This is a genomic window from Pedobacter sp. MC2016-14, assembly GCF_020991475.1.
In the GTDB taxonomy this organism is placed as follows: domain Bacteria; phylum Bacteroidota; class Bacteroidia; order Sphingobacteriales; family Sphingobacteriaceae; genus Pedobacter.
Map to the genome: position 1 here is coordinate 19,385 of NZ_JAJMPA010000001.1, position 23,378 is coordinate 42,762.

The window sequence follows — 23,378 nt, forward strand, 5'->3', positions numbered from 1 at the left end:
CTAGCTTAAATACACGCGGTCTTCTTCCCCCTCTACATCCATAATCACATCTACATGCTCCTTTAAAACCGTTGCAAGTTTAACGCCAACAAAGTCGGTAGCTATCGGAAATATTTTATGGCTTCTGTCTACCAGTACTACCGTACGTATTTTTTTATGAGGTGTGTTTAAAAATACGCCCAAACCATAAGCCAGCGTCTTACCACTATTGAGCACATCGTCTACAATGATAATCACCTTGTTACGCCATTTACTTTCATCAAGATCGGTTTTGGCAACCAGCTTAGTGCTATCCTTTTCAAGATCAATCCTAAGCAAAGTAACTTTTAACGTAGATATTTCCAGTAAAATGTCTTTTAACCTAAGGGCCAGTTTATAACCTCTGTCCCAAACCCCAGCTATAACGATTTCTTTCTCTGTCAGGTTATCTTCCAGAATCTGATACGCGATACGGTTGATCTTTTGCTGGATCTGTTTTTTATCAAGAATGAGTAATTGCGAATCTGTCATGTTTCTCTGGCCTAAAGATGCTACAAAAAGAGCGATTTAAAAACTCTAAATCAAATTTTGAAAAATATTTTACAAAGCTTGCAACGTTTGGCTTCTTTTTGTGTCTAATAAAAAACAGCCATAAAAATAGATGGTTGAAACTAATAAAATTTAGTTTAGTTTTTAGTTAATTATCCCTGCCAAGGTGGATGCCCGGGCAGGGATTTCTTTTATATGCTATCCTTTTTTGCGGAGTAAGGGTAATAAACAAAGTTTGCACCCTCCGGTACTATCACAAAAATACACATGAAATCCTCGGGCTTTTTATAACTCTTTAAGAACAACTCCTTTTTCTCCCTGTTAATGATGCCTTTTTCTATAAATTCTTCCAGTGTAGAAGCCTGTATAGTCCAGTCTGTATTCAATTCCTTACGGTTTAAGATCACCTCACCTATAGAAACCTCATGTTGGTGTGCAATAAAAATTGGATAGGAAGAAATACCTTCTACCATAATTTCTACAGCTACTTCTTTAATTGACTCCGCATAAAATTCCAGGTCTTTCTCCAGACTTAGCAACGGACTTTTTTTCTTTTCGTTTTTATCCCCTTCAGAATGCTGTTGGGGTAATAATTCTTCAATATCCATTATAAAGTGGTTATGACTTCAATTTCCTCAATAATACGATTACGCTCTTCTTCAGTTTTCAATTGCAGCAACACAACGTTTTCTACGTGTTGGGTATGCGGAAACATATCTACAGGTTTGATACGGACAACATTGTACTTAGCTTTCATCAAAGCAAGGTCACGGGCCTGTGTGGCCGCATTACAACTTACATATACAATCTTTTCAGCTTCCATTTCCAGCAAACGCTGTACAACATCCGCATGCATTCCTGCACGTGGCGGATCCGTAATAACCACATCAGGCTTTCCATGTGCATTAATGAAGTCAGTGGTCAGAATGTCTTTCATATCTCCGGCATAAAAGATGGTGTTGTCAATTCCATTCAAGTTTGAATTGAATTTCGCATCCTCGATTGCAGTTGGCACATATTCTACCCCTACCACTTGTTTTACTTGTCTGGCTACAAAGTTTGCAATAGTGCCTGCTCCTGTATACAAATCATAAACCAATTCATCACCCCTAAAACCAGCAAACTCACGGGTTATTTTATAAAGCTCATGCGCCTGCTCAGAATTAGTCTGATAGAAAGATTTGGCGCCAATTTTAAATTTAAGACCATCCATTTCTTCAAAAATATGGTCTCTACCTGCATAAGTAATCACCTCCTGATCAAAAATGGTATCATTTTTTTTCTGGTTCATGATGTATAACAGAGATGTAATTTCTGGAAAATTCTGTCTCAGGTATTCCATCAGCCCATCTACTTGTTCTTGTTCAGCATATGCAAATACCACCACTACCATTACTTCACCAGTACTGGAAGTTCTTATAATCAGGTTTCGCAGGTTGCCCTCATGGTTACGCAAGTCATAAAAAGTTAAGCCCATGCGCAGGGCATAGTTCCTAACCTGATTTCTTAATGTATTTGAAGGTTCTGCCTGTAAATAGCAGTGCTGGATATCAAGTATTTTATCAAAACGAAGCGGAACATGAAAGCCAAGCGCATTCATCTCAAGTGCTTCATTTACTTCTCCAGGCTGCCGGTCAATATCTTCTGCATCCTTTACACTTTCCATATCCTGTTTATTTAACCAGCGTTTATTAGAGAATGTATATTCTAACTTATTACGGTAGTATTTATTCGCAGCAGAACCTAAAATAGGCTCCATCCCTGTCGTATCTATTTTGCCAAGCCGCTGCAAGGCAGCCTCCACATTTTTATATTTAAATTTCAGCTGAGCGTCGTACTGCATATGCTGCCATTTACAGCCACCACATGTGCCAAAATGCTGACAAAAAGGATCTGTTCTTAACTCAGAACTCGTATGTAGCGTTTCTATAACCGCCTCAGCAAGGTTCTTCTTTTTCTTTACAATCCGCACATCAGCTACGTCGCCAGGCACTGCTTTATCTACAAATACCACAAGCTCTTCCGCTTTACCCACACCTTTACCTTCCTCGGCAATATCAATAATATGTATGTTGGGGAGAATGGTCACCGTTCCGGCTTTTCTATTTCTGCTCATTAAATGCAAATTTAGAGTTTTTTTTCTTACACATATTAATTTCCTTCAGGCATTTGGGATGCCATTCATTCAGAAATCATAATGCTAGCTGTTACTTGCCAAAAACTTTAAGGATAAAACCAAAAATGCCATTCACAAGATTAAAACTCACATCAAACTTCTCATCTACCAATATCGAAATTTCCAAAACCTCTTTGCTCATGATGATTGTAGTGTATAAACCCAAATATAGCAGTTTATATACCAAAAACCAAATTGGTACAGATTAAGTTTTTATTAAATTTACAGCGCAGCTTTTACTAAAAAAGGCAATAGCTCTTTTTGAAAACTAACAAAGTTTTTGCGCACATCAGCATCACTAACTGAGGTGAAGGCAAAAGAGAACACAATGCTCTTACTTGCTTTGAGCAAAAATGCAAGCCCTTCCCGTCTTGAAGGATTATTTTTAAAATGATCCAACTCAAGATACGCAGCAAGTAAAAGTGATTCTAACTGGTCAGATAAATGCTTTAAAAATTCCTGGGAGTTCGCATTCTCACGAACAAAATCCCATCCTATAAATTCATTACAAACCGTATACGTAAGCCTGCATGTCTTCATCACCAAGGCAGTTAGATGTTCCTGTTCACTTACAAATTGCGCCTTGTTTTTTAAAATTTCCTTAAGGTTTAAATCCAGGTAATCCATCAATATCGCATCAAGCACCTGCTCCTTGCTTTCAAAATATTTGTAAATGGTTGCCTTAGCTATCCTGGCTTTTTTAGCAATTTCATTTACACTCGTTTTATGATAGCCGTATTTCCTAAATAATTCTTTAGCAGCTCTAATAATGCTGTCTTTAATTTTTTCCGGTTCCATCAGTTCGATATTTGTAAAAGCTGGCCACTTTGTAAGGTTACCCGATACGACTTGAGGTTACGCACTGCCGGAGCCTTCTGCGGGCTGCCATCCAATAGCAGCCACTTACCTCCTGTGCAGGGATCCTCTACAGTTAAACCTGTTTCATCAGCAGCTACCTTACACAGATTCTCCGGATTTACAGGACTACACCTGTCGTAAGCAACATAATTACCACCCGTTGCATAAATTATAATTCCGGCCACTCCCTGATTAGGGACAACAAGAATATTATTGACTGCTTTAATTTTAAACTCCTGCACCGTAATCGAATAATTCACGTATACGTCGGGCACAAAAGAATTCTCTTTGCCACAACCTGCAAATAAAAACAGTACAGTTAAACAGACAATTAGTTTCCGCATTAGCTCAATGATGATTTAAATTGCTTTAAAAAGCGCGCATCATTTTCAGAAAACAGGCGTAAGTCTTTAATTTCAAACTTAAGATTGGTAATACGCTCAATGCCCATTCCAAATGCAAAACCACTATATTTTTTGGCATCTATGCCACAATTCTCTAATACATTAGGATCTACCATTCCGCAGCCTAAAATTTCAACCCAGCCACTGTATTTACACATATTGCAACCTGCGCCTTTACAAATGGTGCAGGAAATGTCCATTTCCGCAGATGGTTCTGTAAAAGGAAAATACGAAGGGCGGAAACGCACTTTAGTACCTTCTCCATATAACTCCTGTACAAAATAAAACAAGGTTTGTTTCAGGTCAGCAAATGATACATTCTCATCCACATATAAACCTTCAACCTGGTGAAAAAAGCAGTGTGCCCTTGCAGAGATCGCTTCGTTTCTATAAACCCTACCCGGCATAATTGCACGAAATGGAGGCTGGCCAGCTTCCATCATCCGCACCTGAACAGATGAAGTATGCGTACGCAAAGCTATATCACCTTTTTCACCTCCTTTTTTTACAAAAAAAGTGTCCTGCATGTCACGTGCCGGATGTTCTTCCGGGAAGTTTAACGCAGAGAAATTATGCCAATCATCCTCTATTTCAGGGCCTTCCGCTACAACAAAACCCAACCTGCTAAAAATATCTACAATTTCCCGGCGTACTAAAGCCAGAGGATGACGTGAGCCAACATCAAAGCCTTCACCAGGTAAAGTGAGGTCCAAATCATTAACTGCTCCAGCTTGTTCAACTACACCATTATCTTTTAAAGTTTGGTATTTAGCTTCAGCCAGTTGTTTAAACTCATTTAAAACCTTACCTAAGGTTCTTTTTTCCTCAGGTGAAACTGCCTTAAATTCGTCGAATATATCTTTTATAATTCCTTTGGTACCCAGGAATTTGATTCTGAATTGTTCCAGTTCATCCGCTTTATCCGTTGTAAAAGCATTGATTTCTGCGGTGTATTGTGTTATCTTGTCTTGTAACATGCCTGCAAATATACAGCAAATTCAGTAATATTTTTATTCCCCTAAAAGCCATAAGAGATCCGGAATCCCTGCTGTACTTTTTTATTTCCATCATAAGCAAAACCATACGTAGCCCTAAAAATCAAACGTTGTAAACCAAAGTAGAATTCCTTATAATTTTTCTTAAGCGGCTGTGTAAGGTAGTTTCCTCCAATTACCTCTTCCAACTTCAGCTTGCGCAACAAAGGAATCTTATTGGTAATTAAGCCTGCAAAATTATGTTCCAAATGTGCCTCAAAATATTGCTGCGTAGTACTATACTGGTAAAAATCCAAAAACTGGAATTTCCTGATATTGGGTAATGAAGTTAAAGAATTATTACCCCTAAAATGCTTGGCGTCCGGATAATATACAATGTTGTTGCTTAAAAACTTACCTGTGCCCGCAACAAAAGAGAAGTAACCATACAAGCCAGTACTAATCCTTTCCTGAAAAACCTCAAATGAAATCAAATCATAATCTGCATCACTCATTCCCTTCCGGTAATTGGCCTGAATTTGCGGATATTTTGCGGGCTGGTAAAACTTACCATCAGGACGCGTTATATATTTTTGACCAATCGTATAAGTTAACGTCGCATCCAGCGTCAATGCCTTATAGTCCGGAAATAAAGCAGTCTCAGTAAGTGGCGTAAAAGGATTATTAGAAGTGAATTCCCGGCTCTCACGATCCCAGAACGTAAAATTTGTATTGTTTAACAAGTTTTTGTTTTTTGTATACTCCAAATTCAAAGCCGCCTGTAATCCCGTAGCCAGCTCTCTTGTGCTTCCCACATTCACAAAATTCTTTTGGTAAAACTTAGAAAAGTTCTTTTCAAACAATAATCCGTTTAAAGAGTTAGACAACAAACTCATGGTGCCATACCGGCTTAAGTCATATATCCCTGAACCAAAATTCACACTTACATTGGCTTGCTTAATCGGGTCATAGTAGTAATTAGCAGCAACATTTGCGGTAAATGTTTCGTTGGCCACCCCGTATCTAATTTCAGGTCTAATAGAATATTGTTTTCTGTCTTCTAATTCCTTGGTATACGTTACCCCATACTTAATTCCAAACCCCTCAACTGTATTGTAAAAAAGCGCTTTTAATAAAGGATCAAATTTTAATTGCTTTTTATTGTATCTATCATTGATTCCATAACCAGAAAACAACAATTTGCTCAGCGTATATTTATTATTAACCCGTTCCAAAGAATCCAAATACGCTTTCGATTCCTGACGTTTGCTTATAATGTCTTTCCGCAAATAGTTTGTTCTTTCTTCTACTGTTAAAGGTATCGGACGGTTATTAAACCAGTACAAAGAATCTCTTTTATTAACAGACTTTGTAATTTTCAATATTTCTCCTGTAAAATACCCTTCCGGAAATTCAGGCCGCAGGTTATAATTACTGTACACCCCCAAATAGTAACCTTCAAACTTAAAACCAAATACATTTCCGTTAAAAGTAAAGTTGATATTTGAAGGCAAATAGCTTTCATCTACTTTGATAAACTGTTGCGTGATGTTTAAAGTGTCCACCAAGTTAATTCCAGTATTTTTTATCAGGTATAAATCTGTTCCAAAAATCCGCCAGCTGTCTTCCGTAATATAGATGACTCCCCTAAATACCGGATCATGCTGTCTTCTTGGAATAACTTCAATCTTATTTACCGTTTCCCCGTTTTCTACAGATACACCAATCAGTTTATACCTGTAATAAAACAGCGCATTATCTGCTACCGGAGAAACAAAGCCACGTGAACTTAGGGTATTTTCCAGCATGATGTTATTGTAAAAGTTGATATCCAGATCAGAGGCTTTATTAAAACTAAAAGCATTATTTCTGCCAGCCACTTTAGAGGAGATCATCTCTTCTTTAATGTGATTTGGCCTTCTATAACTATAATTCGACTGAGACTCAGAAAGGTATAATATCCCCTTACGATTAGTATCCAAATCCAATGTACGCTGAATATCCCTGCCAAAAAACTTTTTAGGTGCACCAACCAGCTTTTGCAAGCCTTTAATGTATACCCCGCAGCTAAACTCGTTGATCTCCGTAAGATGTTCCTTTCTTCTTTTTATGGCCCTGCGGATAATTTCAAATGCTGGGTCTTCTGCAATTGCGCTAATAGTTACGTCTTTAAGTGTATAGGATTCAGGACTAAGCACCACATTATTCGTAACATTTTCTCCTGCTTCCACACGCTGTTCGAGAGGCTTGTACCCTATCGCCCTGTAAGAAAGCATTACACCTCCCTTATCAACGCTCAAAGCATACTCCCCATTTACATTTGCTGATGTACCTTTTGAAGTGTTTTTAAGGTAAATCGAAGCAAAGGAAACTGGCTCTCCATTAGTATCTTTAATGGTTCCGGTAATTTTAACCTGCTGAGCCAGCAATCCATTAAAAGCTCCGCAAGCTAATAAAAGCGAAAATAGAATTTGTTTCATGTTGTATAAATCGGTAGTCCTTCCTGTAGACATTCAGTAGCTAAAGATATAAATATCGCGCCAGTTCTAACAGGAAAGCAGATTTAGTATTAACGTTTAGCTGATATTTATCTAACTTTGATTTCCCTGTTCCAGATTAACAGTGATTTCAGCAAAAATTATAACATAAAAAAACTTATACATATGTACAAAACACTTCAGCCGGTTCTGAAACAAGAGCTTGAACAGATTGAAAAAGATGGATTATACAAAAAGGAACGTATCATTACTACCCCGCAGGCTGCAGATATTAAAGTAAGCACCGGACAAGAAGTAGTTAATTTCTGTGCCAACAACTACCTTGGCTTATCTTCAGATGCACGCGTAATTGAAGCAGCTAAAAAGTCACTGGATAAATATGGATTTGGAATGTCTTCTGTAAGGTTCATCTGTGGAACGCAGGATGTACATAAAGAACTGGAATCAAAAATCTCCCAGTTTTTAGGCACCGAGGATACCATTTTATATGCTGCTGCTTTTGACGCCAACGGTGGGGTATTTGAGCCTTTATTTAATGATCAGGATGCCATCATTTCTGATGAATTGAACCATGCATCAATCATAGATGGTGTGCGCTTATGTAAAGCAAAACGTTTCAGGTACAAAAATGCCGACATGGCAGATCTGGAACAGCAACTTATAGCCGCAGCAGACAGTCGCCATAAAATTATTGTAACAGACGGAGCCTTTTCTATGGATGGCGTTATAGCACCCCTTGATAAAATCTGTGATCTTGCAGATCAATATGGTGCCCTGGTTATGATTGACGAATCGCATTGCACAGGATTTATCGGAAAAACAGGACGCGGTACCCATGAGCATTTCAACGTAATAGATCGCGTAGATATTATTACAGGAACCTTAGGTAAAGCACTAGGCGGTGCTTCAGGTGGTTTTACTTCAGGCAAAAAAGAAATCATAGATATGTTGCGCCAGCGTTCCAGGCCATATTTATTCTCCAATACCCTTGCACCTGCAATTGCCGGCGCCTCTGTAGCTGTATTGGACATGCTAAGTGAAACCACTGAATTACGCGACAAACTGGAAAACAACACTAAGTATTTCCGCGAAAAGATGACTGCAGCAGGCTTTGACATTAAACCCGGTGTACATCCTATTGTGCCAGTAATGTTATATGATGCAAAACTTGCTCAGGAATTTGCCGCAAAAATGCTTGAAGAAGGCATTTATGTAATAGGATTTTACTATCCTGTAGTTGCCCAGGGCAAAGCCCGGATCAGGGTACAACTATCTGCAGGTCATGAACAGCACCATTTAGATAAAGCCATTAACGCATTTACCAAAGTGGGTAAGGCATTAGGCGTAATCTAATATAAAAAAAGTCGGGCACCTAATTTAGATGCCCGACTTTTTATTTGATAAGCTACAGTTAGATGGCTAACTTTTTACGAATATCAGAAGGTATCCCTTTTTTGTGCAGTAAAAACGCAGTAGTTTTATATTTCACAAAGTTTTTAGTCACATACAAATAACCTTTATAGTCGTTGCTTGCACCCCATGAGTTTTTAACGATGTAATATTCTTTACCATTCTGGTCTTTAGCTACACCTGTAATTTGCATACCATGATCATCCGTAGTCTCATAATCATCAAATGCCGCCTGGCGCATTTCAACAGTAATTTCTTTCTCTGGTTTTGGACCATTAAATAAAGAAGAACGTTCCTCACCAGTCATATCTTTCGGATCTTTTGCAGGAACATAAGCCACACCATTTTTCCAGCTAAATCCTTTTTCACTTACATCAGTAGCCCATGCAACAGTAAAACCACCTTTCAAAGCATTGTCAATAATTTTAGTAATGTCATCCATTTGAACATTGTACACTTTATCAAACGACCAGTTATCAGGAACCATCAAAACTGCTTGCTGATAATAAGGAGAAGTTGTAAAAGATGAAAGCTCCACATAATCTGCAGGATTAATGCCTACCACTTCTTTAGCAAAAGTTTGCGGGGTATAACTTTTACCTTCCCAGGTAAAGCTTGCAGGCACAGCACCCATGCAAGAATCAATGGTTGAAATGTATTTAGTTTTCCAGTTTGGATCAGTTTTACCGTTTGTACCACTTACCGCTTTCTCTAAAATCTTTTTGGTCATGGCATTCATTTTATCAGAAGAGTTTGCTGGTGTTCCATAATCGTTACCAGTATAAACTTCCTGAGGCATCGCACCATACTTTGCAAACATGTTGATCACATCATGACAGGCACCACCATCACCTAAAGTTAAAGCACCATGCATACGCACATAGTTAATTCCTTTTTCAACATATACATTTCTTGCACTGTACAAGTCGGCTAAATCAACAGGCTTTTTACCCATACGAATCATTTCCGATTCCAAGAAAGAGTTTGTGCTGTAACTCCAGCAAGTACCAGATGATTTTTGGTTCTTTACAGAAGTAGCTTCAGTATTAATTACGGGTGTAAAAACAAATTTATTTTTGCTGTCTGCACTTTGATTATCTTTAAGGGAGTTTACCAGGTTATCCTGCGCAAACGAAGTACCAACGCTAAAAAAAAGGCCGGCAGCCAGTAATAACGGTTTCATTGAATAGTTATTCATTGTATAATATAGGTTTTTTATGTTTGAGAATTAGTCGGCTCAAATTTAGTATAAAATTCTATATCCTCATTGCAACAATTACGTTCAGTCATCAATAATCAGAAGCTGCTATACCCTATTTCATAAATATTTGTAAATTTGCCACCATTAAACGCCGTTTGCAGCGGTATCAATTTTTATGGAAAATTATCAAACACTACTTTACTATTGCTATTCTCCAATAGCAGAAGCGGAACAATTTGCCGCAGATCACCTTAAATTCTGTAAATCTCTTGGCCTTACCGGTCGGATCATTGTTGCCGATGAAGGCTTAAATGGAACCGTTTCCGGCACCAAAGCATCCTGTGCTGCTTACATGGATGCTGTACATGCAGATGAGCGCTTTGCAAAAACAGAATTTAAAATAGATGAAGTTGCCGAACCTTCTTTCATCAAAATGCACTGCAGGTATAAGTCAGAAATTGTGCATTCTGGCCTTAGAGACCCTAACATCATCAACCCAAATGTGCAAACCGGCAAACACCTGGAACCTGTAGAATTTCAGAAAATGATTGACCAGGAAGATGTAATCATCCTGGACGTACGTTCCAACTACGAACACAATCTTGGCAGGTTTAAAAATGCAGTTACACTAGACATTGAAAACTTTAGGGATTTCCCAGAAAAAATCAACGAACTCGCAAAATATAAAGATAAAAAGGTCTTAACTTACTGCACTGGCGGCATCAAATGCGAAAAAGCATCAGCTCTACTCCTGCACCATGGATTTAGCGATGTATATCAGTTGCATGGCGGCATTATTAAATACGGTAAAGAAGCCGGAGGCGAAGATTTTGAGGGCAAATGTTATGTATTTGACAACAGGATTGCTGTTGATATAAACACCGTAAATCCTAAAGTAGTTTCTACCTGTTACAACTGCGGAAAAGTAACACCAAAAATGATCAACTGCGCTAATCCGGAATGCAATGAGCACATCACCCAATGTGATGATTGTGGGGAGTCATTAGAAGGCTGCTGCTCGGTAATTTGTACCACCAACCCCCGCAAACGTCCTTATGATGGTACCGGTTACTATGTAAAAGTTCCTCAACCAGTTAAGGCACGTCTGTAAGACAACTTTACAAAAAATAAGTATATTGCCCCTAAATTATAATCTCAATGAAATTGTTTAGAGGCATTTTTCTTCTTTTGCTGCTTTCCGCTTTAACGGCACATGCGCAGGACTTTAAAAAATATGACAAGGGAAGTTATATTAATGGTGAGGACAGCATTTTTTACCGCATTCTCTTTCCTGAGCATTTTAACCCTCAACAAAAATACCCGGTGGTATTTGTGCTGCATGGTGCCGGCGAACGTGGCAAGGATAACGAAAAACAGCTTCTACATGGCGGACCACTATTCTTAAAACCCGAAAACAGGAAGCAGTTTCCTGCCATAGTTATATTTCCGCAATGCCCTGCCGAAAGTTTCTGGGCCAATGTACAGATTAAGCAAGACAGTACCGGAAAAAGAGGGTTCAGCTTTTTAACAGGAGGCAAACCAACAAAAGCCATGCATGCACTATTGGGTATGATTGACAATATCCTCGATAAACCATATATTGATAAACATCAGGTGTATGTTGGCGGCTTATCCATGGGTGCTATGGGAACTTATGAATTACTCAGAAGGAAACCTAAAACATTTGCGGCCTCATTTGCCATTTGCGGAGGCGATAACATTACAAATGTAAACAAGTACAAGAAAGTACCTTTATGGATTTTTCACGGCGGAAAAGATGCGATTGTGCCACCTGCCTTTTCTAAAGAGATTGCTGATCAGCTAAAAATCATTGGCAAAGAAGTGAAGTATACCTTTTATCCGGAGGCTGACCACAACAGCTGGGATTCTGCCTTTGCAGAACCCCAATTTCTGTCCTGGTTATTTGTTCACAAGAAATAAGATTTATTATTCAGCCATGTTATGGTACACGGCCTGAACATCATCATCTTCTTCCAGCTTATCAATAAGTTTAATTACATCTACAGCCTGCTCTTCCGTAATATCTGTAGTAGATAAAGCAATGCGCTCCAGTTTTGCGCTTTTCATTTCAAAGCCCAAATCTTCCAGCGCTTTTTGCATTTTACCAAAATCCTCAAATGCAGTCTGCACTACAGCCACATCATTGCCTTCCTCGTCAGACTCAAGGTAAAGTTCTTCCAAACCAGCATCAATCAATTCAAATTCCAGTTCCTCCATATCCTTCTCGCCCGGCAAAAACCTAAAGATAGACTTACGGTTAAAGATAAAATCAAGCGAACCCGTTTTACCCAAAGCACCCCCAGTTTTACTAAAGTAACTGCGGATATTGGCAACAGTTCTGTTGGTATTGTCTGTAGCAGTTTCAATTAAAATAGCTACCCCATGCTGGGCATAACCTTCATACACATGCTCTTCATAGCCATTTTCGTCCTTATTAGAAGCCCTTTTTATTGCAGCATCTACAGTATGTTTAGGCATGTTTACCGCCTTGGCATTTTGAATAGCCGTGCGCAACCTTGAATTTGTCTCCGGGCTTGGACCATTGTCCTTTACCGCCATCACAATCTCTTTACCAATCCGGGTAAATTGAACCGCCATTTTGGCCCATCGCTTAAACTTTCTCTCTTTTCTAAATTCGAATGCTCTTCCCATTGTTTTTAATGTATTGTTTTATCGTACTTAGTCCTCAGTATTTAGACGGGTCGCAAATCTGCATATACGCTATCTAAATACAAATAGCCAAATACTATTTACTGCTTTTTAAATTCTCAAACATATCAAGCGTCATTTTGGCCAAATCAAACTCAGGCTTCCATCCCCAATCTTTAGCCGCATAACCATCATCTATAGAACGTGGCCAGCTGTTGGCAATATTTTGACGCGGGTCATTTTCGGTGTAAGATAATTTAAAATCCGGAATATGCTTTCTGATCTCTGTCGCCAAAACTTCCGGCGTAAAACTTACACCCGTAAAATTATAGCTAGAACGGATAGAAATCTTTGCAGCCTCTGCATCCATCAATTCAATTGTACCCCTTATTGCGTCATCCATATACATCATTGGCAATTCCGTTGCCGCATTTAAAAAAGAAGCATAACTTCCTTTCTTCAATGCATCATGAAAAATATGAATAGCATAATCAGTTGTTCCGCCCCCAGGTGCCGCTTTCCAGCTAATCAGTCCCGGATACCGGATACTGCGCACATCTAAACCAAACTTTTGGTGGTAATACTCGCACCAGCGTTCCCCCGCAAGTTTACTAATTCCATAAACTGTATTAGGATCCATCACACAGTACTGAGGGGTTAAATCTTTAGGAGAATTTGGGCCAAATACAGCGATGGAACTTGGCCAGTAAACTTTTGCCGTTTTATATGTAATGGCGAGGTCAAGTATATTCAGCAGGCCATTCATATTTAAGTCCCAGGCCAGTTTAGGATTTTGCTCACCAGTAGCAGAAAGCAAAGCGGCCAGCAGGTAAACCTGTGTAGGTTTATATTTTTGAAATATATTATTTAATGTGTCTTTCTCAAGCACATTCACAAACTCAAAAGGCCCGGAATTTTTAATGTCGTAATCTGGTCTGCGGATATCACATGCTACAACGTTATCCACGCCGTAGCCACTGCGAAGGGCAGTAACCAGTTCCGTTCCAATTTGTCCGTTAGAGCCTAATACTAGTATTTTCTCGATCATCAGTAATTTGATTTTGGCAAAGTTAAAAAAACAGGACAAACCTATATAAAATGTTTATTATTATATCTACCTTCATCGAGTATTACCAAATATGGCATGGACGAAAAGCCAGGACAAGATGAACAGTTATTTCTGCGCCTCAAAACAGGCGATGTGCTGGCTTATGAAGAAATTTATAGCAAATACAGCAAATTCCTGCTTCAGGCAGCATATAATAAACTGCGAGATAAAATTGCCGCCGAAGACCTTGTTCAAAATATATTCATCTCCATCTGGGAAAAAAGAGCAAGCCTGGATATTAAAGACACAAAAAGTTATTTGCTGGGCAGCTTAAAATATGCTGTAATCAATTACATCAGAACTAAAATGATGGAGCATAAATATCTTGCGTTTATTCAAAAGTACAACCTGGAACATACAGCAGGCTTTGAAACTGAAAACGTACTCCATGCCCTTGAGCTTAAAGACTTGTCCCATTTGATAGAAGAAGGGATTAGCAGTCTTCCAGATAAAACAAGAGAGGTCTTTAAACTGAGCAGGATTGAACACCACTCCGCAAAGAAAATCTCACTGGAACTCAAAATTTCAGAAAAAACAGTAGAGTACCACATTACCCGTTCCCTTAAGCTTATTAAGGCCTATCTAAAGAATTACCTCTTATTGGCATTATTTTTTTTCATTCTGTAAATCAACACTTTAAAACTTTATTTAAAAATAAATCCTTTTAGCATTAGGGTATGGGATTGCTTGTGTTACTTACAGTTATAATAACCAAATATAAACCATGAATAAAGAATCTTTTTTGGATTTGCTAGACAGGTACCAGCACGGAAATTGTACAGAAAACGAAAAACGTTTTGTAGCCAAATGGTACGCATCTTTAAATGAAGATGATCAAGCCAGCCTTTCTTCAACAGAATTATCCAGCATGAGCAGACGGGTACTGGAACATCTCTATGTCGGTATACAACAGCCAGAACTGCGCAGTCATAAATTAAGAACATATAAAATAAGCCTTGCAGCTGCGGTTGCTATGGCTATGATCTGTGCATTTTTATACGCCTACAACTACAACAATGCCGAGCGCGCCTTTAAAAATAAAATTACTGGTACCGAGTTACTGCATAAAACAAATACTACGGCTTCCAGTATAACCATTACCTTAAGCGATAAAAGCCAGGTAACATTACAGCCCAAAGCCAGCCTTACTTATCCTGCAGTTTTTAATGGTCTAAAACGCCTGGTATACTTAAAGGGAGATGCCTTTTTCTCTGTCGCCAAAAACCGCCAAAAACCTTTTTACGTTTATAACAAAACCCTGAAAGTTAAAGTATTAGGCACCAGCTTCTTTGTTAATGAAGCTAAAGCACAGGTGGCGGTAAGAACCGGCAAAGTACAAGTAAATGAAAACCCCGGCAGAAGTTTATTTACGTTGCCCGGTACAAAAAAGGCACCTGAAGTAGTATTAACACCAAACCAGGAAGCCATACTTAACGATACACAGCACCAGATTAGAAAAAGCCTTGTAGCGCAACCAATACCGCTATCTGTTGCTTACCACAGAACGGCTACAGAAGACTTTAATTTCTCTGAAACCCGTTTGTCCCAGGTATTTGAAGTTTTATCAAAAGCGTACGGCATCAATATCCTGATAGAAAACAGCAAAACACAGGAATGTACCTTTACAGGCGATCTGGAAAACAAAGGGCTTTATGAACAGCTTAACCTGATTTGCGCCACAGTATCGGGAACTTATGTAATCAAGGGCACAAGCATTTACGTACAGGCAAAAACCTGCAACTAATATAAAAATCCAAATTTAAAACCAACCAGATATGAACACGAGCTTTACCACAAACGCACCATAGCTACGCTATTAATTCCAATTTGATTTATACCTAAAAAGCCGGCAGTGGGGATTGCCGGCTTTAAATACACTAAAATGTAGATGGTATAACTATGTCCAAAAAATCCGATTAATGAACAATTAAAACTAAGTTATGAAATCTAAATTTATTTCTATAGCAATTTATGCAATGAAATTTTCAATATACCAATTAATAGTTATAACTGTCTGTACCTGTGGAGCTATAGCAAAAAATGCTGAGGCTCAGGGTTTGCTGGATAAAAAGGTATCCTTAAAGGCCGAACAGCAAAATATCAAAACCATTATTGAAATGGTAGAGCAGTTAACAGAGGTAAAATTTGTATACAGCACTAAGTCCATCAACGCTTTCAGAAAAGCATCTATACAGGCAGACCGCGAAAAGCTAAACTGTTTCCTGAACAAACTACTAAGCCCGTATGCTATTGGCTATAAGGTAATCAATGACAGGATATTGCTCTATGCAGAAAGTGATGCCGCCATTCAGCAAGCCAGTAACCCAATCTACGAAGATGTAATTACAGGTAAAGTGAGCGACAGCAAAGGGAATGCATTACCGGGCGTAAGCGTAGCTATAAAAGGCAGCACAAATGGCACGCTGACTGATGCCAACGGACAATTTTCTTTAAAAGTAACCAGTGTGGGCAATTATATTGTAACTTTCACCTATGTAGGCTATATTACTAAAGAAGTAACGGTAGATGTAACAGAAGCAAATAAACCAATCAGTATTTCCCTTTCCGAAGATGCGCTACAGCTGGATGGCGTAGTGGTTACAGGTGGCGGTAATCCTAAAAAGAAACTGGAAAGCAGTGTTGCCTTAACATCTGTAAGCAATAAAGACATCGCAAACAGAGCACCTTTAAACAGTACCGACTTATTAAAAGCAATACCAGGCTTAACCGTAGAAAGTACAGGTGGTGATGGACCCGGAAACGTTTGGGTAAGGGGATTTCCTCAACAAGGTGGGTATATTTTTCTGGGAATCCAGGAAGACGGTTTACCATTATTACCCACAGGATTTAATACCAATCCATCGGTAGACCAATATTATAAAACAGATTTAACCATTCAAAATATCGAAGCCATTCGTGGTGGTAACGCTTCTATAGTACAAGCCAACACTCCTGGCGCTGTGATAAACAACATTAGCTATTCTGGCGCAGATAAAGCCTACGGACAATTTAAATTTACAACAGGTCTATCACAGGGCTTGTATCGTGTAGATGGTAATACCGGTGGAAAGCTTAGCGAGCATGTAAGGTTTAACATCGGCGGTTTTTACCGCACAGATAATGGTGTAGTAGATCAAGGCTTCTCTCCTGCCAACCAAGGCGGACAGATTAAAGGCAACATGACCTTTAATTTCAAAAACAACAAAGGTTTTATCCGGGTATATGGAAAATACCTGAACGATAAGGTTCAATTTCTATTAACCAGTTACTATCCATATGATGGAACAGGCAAACCAACAACTTATCGTGATTATGATATGGCTTCTCAATCTATCGTGCCTTTACAAACAGAGTGGAGTTACAATGATCCGGCAGGAACTGCGCACAATTTTAGTTTAACAGATGGTATCCACACCAAACTAGGATCGGGTGGTTTCCAGTTTAACTATGCAACAGATGCTGGCTGGCAAATTGTAAATAATTTCCGCTATCAAAATACACACACTAACAGTACCTATACTGTACCAAGTGGAATTGCCGCCAGAACTTCTGCAACACCATATTATTACCCAGGTGGTGCAGTTGCCCCATTTGTGGCCGGCGATCAGGTAATTACCTCATCAGCAAACGGACAAATTAATAGCGACATGCAAATTGTCAACTACGTTGATTTTAGGAAAACCGTCCGCAACCATAGTATAAGCATAGGCGGTGGCATTCATCAGTACAATCGAGATGATATACGTTATGCTTTCAGGTCTTTCTCCGAATTTAAAGAACACCCAAGCATCCTTTTGCAATCGCCTACTGCAGCAGAAAGAACAATTCAAACAAAAAATACTTTTATTGGCCATACCAGAACATTGTCTTTGTATGCAAGTGATGAAATTAAACTTTCAGAACAATGGAGACTGGATATTGGTGCAAGGGTAGACAATCAGAATGTAAAAGGCGATCGCCCTTACTATGCATTAAATACTTCAGGGGCACCTGTAATTACGGCATCTGCTACACCAAACATATTAGGTTATACTGCTTATAACGAAACCCTCACCAACTGGGCCGCCTCTGTAGGTGCCAACTATAAAATAAGCAGCAGCACAAGCATGTTTGCCCGTGTTACCAAGGCTTATAATGCGCCAAATATTGGCGACTACAACGCCTCGGCTTACAACGCAGCCAACATAAAAAAACGGCCGGTTTATTTAGCAGAGATTGGCTATAAATACGCAAAAAACAACCTGGCTATCTTTGCATCAGGAAGTTATTCGGCCATTAAAAACACTTCATTAACCATCAATGTACCTACCATTGCAGCGGGCACACAAGCGCTTGTTGCCTTTGGTTCTACACGTACATTTAGTGCAGAGTATGAGGTTTCTTATAAAATTGCAAAACCGCTTAGCTTAAGGCTTACCGGCACATTACAAGATTCTAAATACACCGACTACGAAGCTTCTACAAGTGGAAATGCTGCAGTACAGGCACAATATGGAGATCGTGTTTACAGCTTTACCGGTAAAAGAACAGAAAGGGTACCTGTGCTAAATACAGAACTTGGTGCCAATTATGATTACAAAAACTTCAACCTGTATGTGGCCGCAAATTACGTTGGCAGCCGCTTCACCTCACCAAGCGACAGCTATAGATTGCCAGCTTACATGGTCATGAAAGCCGGAGCTGGTTATAACTTTACCAAAAGAGTGGCCGTACGCTTCTGGGCAGATAACATTTTAAATGCTAAAGTACTTACCGAGGGTGATGTCCGCGGAGATCAGTTCAGAGACTTTTCTGCAGTTACACCAGGTACGCTAATGATTGGCAGGACTTTACTGCAACGCACCTATTGGGGATCACTAGCTTATTCATTTTAAAAAAAGAGAAGGTCAGATCGTTTGATCTGGCCTTTTTTATGACTTAAACTTATTTACAATGAGCAACAGAAGAACTTTTTTACAACAAACGGGCCTTGCTGCGGTAGCAGCCTTAGTAAGCCAAAGGGCATTTGCATCAGCCCTTGGAACCATAACAGCGCCATGCGTTATGACAAAACATAAAATCGGCATCCAGCTATTTACCTTACGGGAATTACTGATGAAAGATGTTAAAAGCACCATTACAGAAGTGAGTAAAATTGGCTACAACCAGGTTGAAACCTACTATGGATACCCCGGAGCATATGAAACTAAAGGCTTTTGGGGCTTGAATCCTAAAGAATTTAAAGTCCTTTTAGCGCAAAACAACCTAAGTTCGCCCGCAGGACATTACAACACCACTGCCTTTCTAAGTAAAGATGGTACAGATGAAGTTTTAAAAAGCCATGTAGAAACCGCAGCTACCGTAGGTCAAAAGTATTTTATTATTCCCGGACTTCCAGCTGACCTGCGCAAAAACGGCACACTTGACGATTACAAAGAAATGGCGGCTAAGTTTAACACAGCGGCTGAGCTTTGCGCTGCCAATGGATTAAAACTGGCGTACCACAACCATAATTTTGAATTTAAAGATCAGGGCAATGGGCAAACCGGGTTCGAGATCCTGCTAAAAGAAACCGACCCTAAGCTGGTAAATTTTGAACTGGATCTTTTTTGGGCGGTAAATGCAGGCCTTGATCCTTTGGCTTTGTTTGCAAACCACCCCGGACGCTTTAAACTATGGCATGTCAAAGATATGGACAAAGCAGATAAGAATGTATATACAGAAGTTGGCACAGGAAGCATTGATTTTAAAAGTATTTTTAAAGCCGCCAAGCTATCAGGTGTTGAATATTTCCTTTTAGAACAGGATGTCATCAAAATTGACCCTTATCAAAGCATCACGCAAAGTTTAAACTATGTGAAAGAAACGCTGCTAAAATAGCCTTAAGCCCGACCTCCAGTAACAAAATTACGAGACTTAAAAAAGTAGTGTGTATTTTTTACACTTTGTCATAACAATTATCTAATTTAGTTGGCAGAAGATGAGCAATACATCGGAAACCAAATTTTAAACCAAAACCACTATGGATAGAAGAGACGCAGTGAAGAGTTTTGCCTTTCTTATGGGAGGAGCATTATCAGCCACAACAATTGGCGTATTTTTAGAAGGATGCGGCAACGATTCAAAGAAAGGTAATGCAAACCTATTTTCGGCAGATCATGAAAAAATCCTTGCCGAACTGGCAGACACCATTATCCCGGATACCAAAACACCAGGCGCAAAAGCCGCCGGTGTAGGGCCGTTCATTGCAATGATGATTCGCGATTGTTACCCGGAACCCGCACGTGAAGAATTTTTAAGAGGCCTGAATGACCTTGAAGAGCGTGCAGACAAAAAATTCAGCAAATCTTTTGTAGCGATTACGCCTGCACAACGCATAGAGCTCCTAAACGTAATCAGGGATGAAACCGTTGCATCGCAAAAAGCAGACGAGGAAAAAACAGGGCCTGCTAAGTCTACAGATAATATTTCAACACCAAAGTCTGCTAAGGAAGACCTTACCAAACCCATGGCCGCCAAAGAAAGGTATCAGGAAAAACCTTATTTCTTTGCCATTGCAAGAGATTTGACCTTACTGGGTTACTTTACCTCAGAAATTGGTGCCACACAGGCTTACGAATACGTCGCTATTCCCGGCCGTTATGATGGATGTGTAGATTTAAAACCAGGCCAGCGTGTTTGGGCCTAAAAATATTTAAAATATAATGAGCAATTTAAATACAAAAGCAACAGCGCAAAATACTTATGATGCCATCGTTGTAGGATCTGGAATTAGTGGCGGATGGGCAGCCAAGGAACTGACCGAAAAAGGCTTAAAAGTTTTACTACTGGAAAGAGGCCGCAATGTAGAGCACATTAAAGATTATACCACGGCTATGAAAAAGCCATGGGAATTTGAACACCGGGGCAGGCTTACCGAAGCACAAAAGGAAAGCCATCCGGTACAAAAAAGAGATTATCCTTATACTGAATTTACAGAAAGCTTCTGGGTAAATGATCATGAATGCCCTTATACAGAAGTAAAACGCTTTGACTGGTACCGGGGTTTCCATGTTGGTGGAAAATCATTAATGTGGGGCCGCCAGAGTTACCGGTTTAGTGACCTTAACTTTGAAGACAATAAAAAAGATGGTCATGGTACCGACTGGCCAATCCGTTATAAAGACCTTGAGAAATGGTACGATTACGTAGAGCGTTTTGCAGGAATCAGCGGACAAGTAGAAAACTGGCCTGCCTTGCCAGACGGGCAGTTCCTTCCTCCTATGGAAATGAACTGCGTGGAGAAGTCTGTCAAAAAACGTATTGAAGAAAAGTGGAAAAAGGAGCGCATCATGACCATCGGTCGTACAGCCAACTTAACGGTAGAGCATGGTGGACGTGGAAAATGCCAGTATCGTAATTTATGCAGTAGGGGCTGTCCTTTTGGTGCTTATTTTAGCACCCAATCTTCTACCCTCCCTGCGGCTGTTGCCACCGGCAACCTTACTTTGCGCCCTTTTTCGCTGGTAGAGTCTATCATTTATGATAAAGAAACGCAGAAAGCGAAAGGTGTTCGTGTCATTGATTCAGAAACCAACGAAAATGTGGAGTTCTTTGCTAAAATTGTATTTGTAAATGGTTCAACTTTAGGTTCTACATTTTTACTGCTTAACTCTACTTCTGCCGAGCATCCGAATGGATTAGGTAATGGAAGCGGAGAACTCGGGCATAATTTAATGGACCACCATTTCCGCTGCGGCGCTTCCGGAGAAGCAGAAGGATTCGAAGATAAATATACTTACGGCCGCCGTGCAAATGGCATTTACGTTCCGCGTTACCAGAATATGGGAAATGACAAACGTGATTATCTAAGAGGCTTTGGTTACCAGGGAGGGGCCAGCAGAACTGGATGGCATAAAGATGTCGCCGAACTTGCTTTTGGTGGTGACTTTAAAGATCAAATGACAGTACCAGGCATCTGGAATATGGGCCTTGGTGGTTTCGGTGAATCTTTACCTTACCACGAAAACAGGGTTTATATTGATAAAACCAAGAAAGACAAATGGGGAATGCCAGTATTAGCGATTGATTGTGAGTTTAAAGAAAACGAACAAAAAATGCGCGTAGCCATGATGAACGATGCTGCGGAAATGCTGGAAGCTGCAGGCTTAAAAAACATAAAAACCTATGACAATGGCTCTTCACCTGGTATGGCTATCCATGAACAAGGTACAGCACGTATGGGTAATGATCCAAAAACTTCTGTTTTAAATAAGTGGAACCAGATACACGAAGTGAAAAATGTATTTGTAACAGATGGCTCTTGTATGCCTTCCATTGCCTGCCAGAATCCATCACTTACATTTATGGCTTTAACAGCACGAGCAGCTGATTTTGCTGTGAGCGAACTTAAAAAAGGAAACCTGTAAATGATACACAGAAAACTAAGAATGGGGATGATTGGTGGCGGCAAAGATGCCTTTATTGGCGCCGTACACCGTATTGCTGCAAATATAGACGGGCAGATAGAGTTTTGCTGCGGTGCCTTAAGTGCAGACCCTGAAATTGCAAGGGAATCCGGAAGAATCCTTTTTCTTCCGGAAAACCGGATTTACACTACTTACCAGGAATTGTTTGAAAAAGAAAGTAAACTACCTGAAACAGAACGTATAGATTTCGTAACTATAGTAACGCCAAACTTTGCCCATTTTGAGCCTGCTATGATGGCACTTGATCATGGTTTTAACGTAGTGGTAGAAAAACCGATGACTTTATCACTGGAAGAGGCCATCTTGCTTCGCGATAAAGTGGTTTCAACTGGCCTTACACTTTGCCTAACACACACCTATTCTGGTTACCCTATGGTAAAACAGGCACGGCAAATGGTTAAAGAAGGTAGCCTTGGTGCTATCCGTAAAGTAATGGTAGAATACCCGCAAGGTTGGCTAAGCACCCTAACAGAGCGCGAAGGTAACGCAGGTGCAGCCTGGAGAACAGATCCTAAAAAAAGTGGTAAAAGTGGTTGCATGGGCGATATTGGCACACATGCGGCACAACTGGCTGAATACATCTCAGGCTTAAAGATCACCAGACTTTGTGCCGATTTAAATATTGTGGTTCCCGGACGTGGTTTAGATGATGACGGGAACGTGCTGTTGAAATTTGATAACGGTGCAAATGGTGTTTTGATTGCTTCGCAAATTGCTGCAGGCGAAGAAAATGCACTCAAAATTAAAGTATACGGAGAAAAAGGTGGATTGGAATGGCACCAAATGGAACCTAATACACTGATACTGAAATGGCTGGATCAACCAGCACAAATATATCGTGCTGGTCAGCCCTACCTCTCTGATGTAGCCAAACACAACACCCGTGTTCCTGGTGGTCATCCTGAAGGATATCTGGAAGCATTTGCCAACATCTATCGCAATTTTGCGGCTACACTTGCTGCAAAGCTAAGAGGTGAACAACCAAACGCATTTCAACTCGATTTTCCCAATGCAGAAGATGGCGTAAGGGGTATGGCTTTTATAGAAAATGTAGTGGCCTCAGGCCAGAGCAACCAGAAATGGCATGAATTTAAGATCTAGAAC

At 39.8% G+C, this 23,378-nt stretch carries 21 protein-coding genes; 10 read left to right on the forward strand and 11 right to left on the reverse strand.

Annotated features, from left to right (window positions below; all coding sequences use genetic code 11):
* The 8 genes from LPB86_RS00110 to LPB86_RS00145 form a co-directional block, all read right to left on the reverse strand.
* Positions 1-510: a phosphoribosyltransferase family protein gene (locus tag LPB86_RS00110; protein WP_230640426.1), complete on the reverse strand. Its 510-nt coding sequence runs from the start codon at positions 508-510 to the stop codon at positions 1-3.
* 209 nt (positions 511-719) lie between these two features.
* Entirely contained in the window at positions 720-1,136 is a 417-nt protein-coding gene (locus LPB86_RS00115) for a hypothetical protein (protein ID WP_230640428.1), read from the reverse strand.
* The gene (gene rlmD, locus LPB86_RS00120) at positions 1,136-2,644 is read right to left on the reverse strand and encodes a 23S rRNA (uracil(1939)-C(5))-methyltransferase RlmD (RefSeq protein ID WP_230640430.1); all 1,509 of its coding nucleotides are present in this window, start codon (positions 2,642-2,644) and stop codon (positions 1,136-1,138) included. The genes LPB86_RS00115 and rlmD overlap by 1 nt, the downstream gene beginning before the upstream one ends.
* A 91-nt stretch (positions 2,645-2,735) precedes the next feature.
* The gene (locus LPB86_RS00125) at positions 2,736-2,846 is read right to left on the reverse strand and encodes a phenylalanyl-tRNA synthetase subunit alpha (RefSeq protein WP_230640431.1); all 111 of its coding nucleotides are present in this window, start codon (positions 2,844-2,846) and stop codon (positions 2,736-2,738) included.
* 80 nt (positions 2,847-2,926) lie between these two features.
* Positions 2,927-3,502, reverse strand: a complete 576-nt coding sequence (locus LPB86_RS00130) for a TetR/AcrR family transcriptional regulator (protein WP_230640432.1) — start codon at positions 3,500-3,502, stop codon at positions 2,927-2,929.
* Positions 3,502-3,906, reverse strand: a complete 405-nt coding sequence (locus tag LPB86_RS00135; protein ID WP_230640434.1) for a hypothetical protein — start codon at positions 3,904-3,906, stop codon at positions 3,502-3,504. Before LPB86_RS00135 ends, LPB86_RS00130 begins: the two co-directional genes overlap by 1 nt.
* Positions 3,906-4,943: a phenylalanine--tRNA ligase subunit alpha gene (pheS, locus tag LPB86_RS00140; RefSeq protein WP_230640435.1), complete on the reverse strand. Its 1,038-nt coding sequence runs from the start codon at positions 4,941-4,943 to the stop codon at positions 3,906-3,908. Before pheS ends, LPB86_RS00135 begins: the two co-directional genes overlap by 1 nt.
* Before the next feature lie 41 nt (positions 4,944-4,984).
* Positions 4,985-7,420 carry a DUF5686 and carboxypeptidase regulatory-like domain-containing protein gene (locus LPB86_RS00145; protein WP_230640436.1) on the reverse strand — a complete coding sequence of 812 codons (2,436 nt, stop codon included), beginning with the start codon at positions 7,418-7,420 and terminating at the stop codon, positions 4,985-4,987.
* A 183-nt stretch (positions 7,421-7,603) separates the two neighbouring features.
* Here LPB86_RS00145 and kbl point away from each other — a divergent pair, with 183 nt between their 5' ends.
* Positions 7,604-8,791, forward strand: a complete 1,188-nt coding sequence (gene kbl / locus LPB86_RS00150) for a glycine C-acetyltransferase (protein ID WP_230640438.1) — start codon at positions 7,604-7,606, stop codon at positions 8,789-8,791.
* Positions 8,792-8,849: 58 nt separating this feature from the next.
* Here kbl and LPB86_RS00155 read toward each other — a convergent pair whose 3' ends face one another.
* Positions 8,850-10,046, reverse strand: coding sequence for an aminopeptidase C (locus tag LPB86_RS00155; protein WP_230640439.1), 1,197 nt, complete (start codon positions 10,044-10,046; stop codon positions 8,850-8,852).
* Between the two features lie 178 nt (positions 10,047-10,224).
* Between LPB86_RS00155 and LPB86_RS00160 the strand changes: the two genes are divergently transcribed.
* Positions 10,225-11,160, forward strand: coding sequence for a rhodanese-related sulfurtransferase (locus tag LPB86_RS00160; RefSeq protein WP_230640440.1), 936 nt, complete (start codon positions 10,225-10,227; stop codon positions 11,158-11,160).
* 47 nt (positions 11,161-11,207) lie between these two features.
* Complete coding sequence (locus tag LPB86_RS00165; RefSeq protein ID WP_230640441.1) at positions 11,208-11,990, forward strand: dienelactone hydrolase family protein; 783 nt, start codon at positions 11,208-11,210, stop codon at positions 11,988-11,990.
* A gap of 6 nt (positions 11,991-11,996) precedes the next feature.
* On the opposite strand, the gene LPB86_RS00170 is transcribed toward LPB86_RS00165, so the two are convergent.
* Together LPB86_RS00170 and LPB86_RS00175 are read right to left on the reverse strand one after the other, a co-directional pair.
* On the reverse strand, positions 11,997-12,722 hold the full coding sequence (locus LPB86_RS00170; RefSeq protein ID WP_230640442.1) for a YebC/PmpR family DNA-binding transcriptional regulator: 726 nt from the start codon (positions 12,720-12,722) through the stop codon (positions 11,997-11,999).
* A 94-nt stretch (positions 12,723-12,816) separates the two neighbouring features.
* Positions 12,817-13,767, reverse strand: a complete 951-nt coding sequence (locus tag LPB86_RS00175) for an NAD-dependent epimerase/dehydratase family protein (protein ID WP_230640443.1) — start codon at positions 13,765-13,767, stop codon at positions 12,817-12,819.
* Positions 13,768-13,863: 96 nt separating this feature from the next.
* Between LPB86_RS00175 and LPB86_RS00180 the strand changes: the two genes are divergently transcribed.
* From LPB86_RS00180 to LPB86_RS00210, 7 genes are all read left to right on the forward strand, one after another.
* On the forward strand, positions 13,864-14,454 hold the full coding sequence (locus LPB86_RS00180) for an RNA polymerase sigma factor (protein WP_230640444.1): 591 nt from the start codon (positions 13,864-13,866) through the stop codon (positions 14,452-14,454).
* Between the two features lie 97 nt (positions 14,455-14,551).
* A complete protein-coding gene (locus LPB86_RS00185; RefSeq protein WP_230640445.1) occupies positions 14,552-15,571 on the forward strand; it encodes a FecR family protein in 1,020 nt (339 codons plus the stop codon).
* A 196-nt stretch (positions 15,572-15,767) separates the two neighbouring features.
* Complete coding sequence (locus LPB86_RS00190) at positions 15,768-18,701, forward strand: TonB-dependent receptor (protein ID WP_230640446.1); 2,934 nt, start codon at positions 15,768-15,770, stop codon at positions 18,699-18,701.
* 58 nt (positions 18,702-18,759) lie between these two features.
* Positions 18,760-19,686, forward strand: a complete 927-nt coding sequence (locus LPB86_RS00195) for a sugar phosphate isomerase/epimerase (RefSeq protein ID WP_230640447.1) — start codon at positions 18,760-18,762, stop codon at positions 19,684-19,686.
* Positions 19,687-19,828: 142 nt separating this feature from the next.
* Complete coding sequence (locus tag LPB86_RS00200) at positions 19,829-20,494, forward strand: gluconate 2-dehydrogenase subunit 3 family protein (protein ID WP_230640448.1); 666 nt, start codon at positions 19,829-19,831, stop codon at positions 20,492-20,494.
* A 16-nt stretch (positions 20,495-20,510) separates the two neighbouring features.
* Positions 20,511-22,214 carry a GMC oxidoreductase gene (locus tag LPB86_RS00205; protein WP_230640449.1) on the forward strand — a complete coding sequence of 568 codons (1,704 nt, stop codon included), beginning with the start codon at positions 20,511-20,513 and terminating at the stop codon, positions 22,212-22,214.
* Positions 22,215-23,375 (forward strand): Gfo/Idh/MocA family protein, encoded by a 1,161-nt coding sequence (locus LPB86_RS00210; protein ID WP_230640450.1) that lies wholly within the window; start codon positions 22,215-22,217, stop codon positions 23,373-23,375.
* Positions 23,376-23,378: the final 3 nt, after the last annotated feature.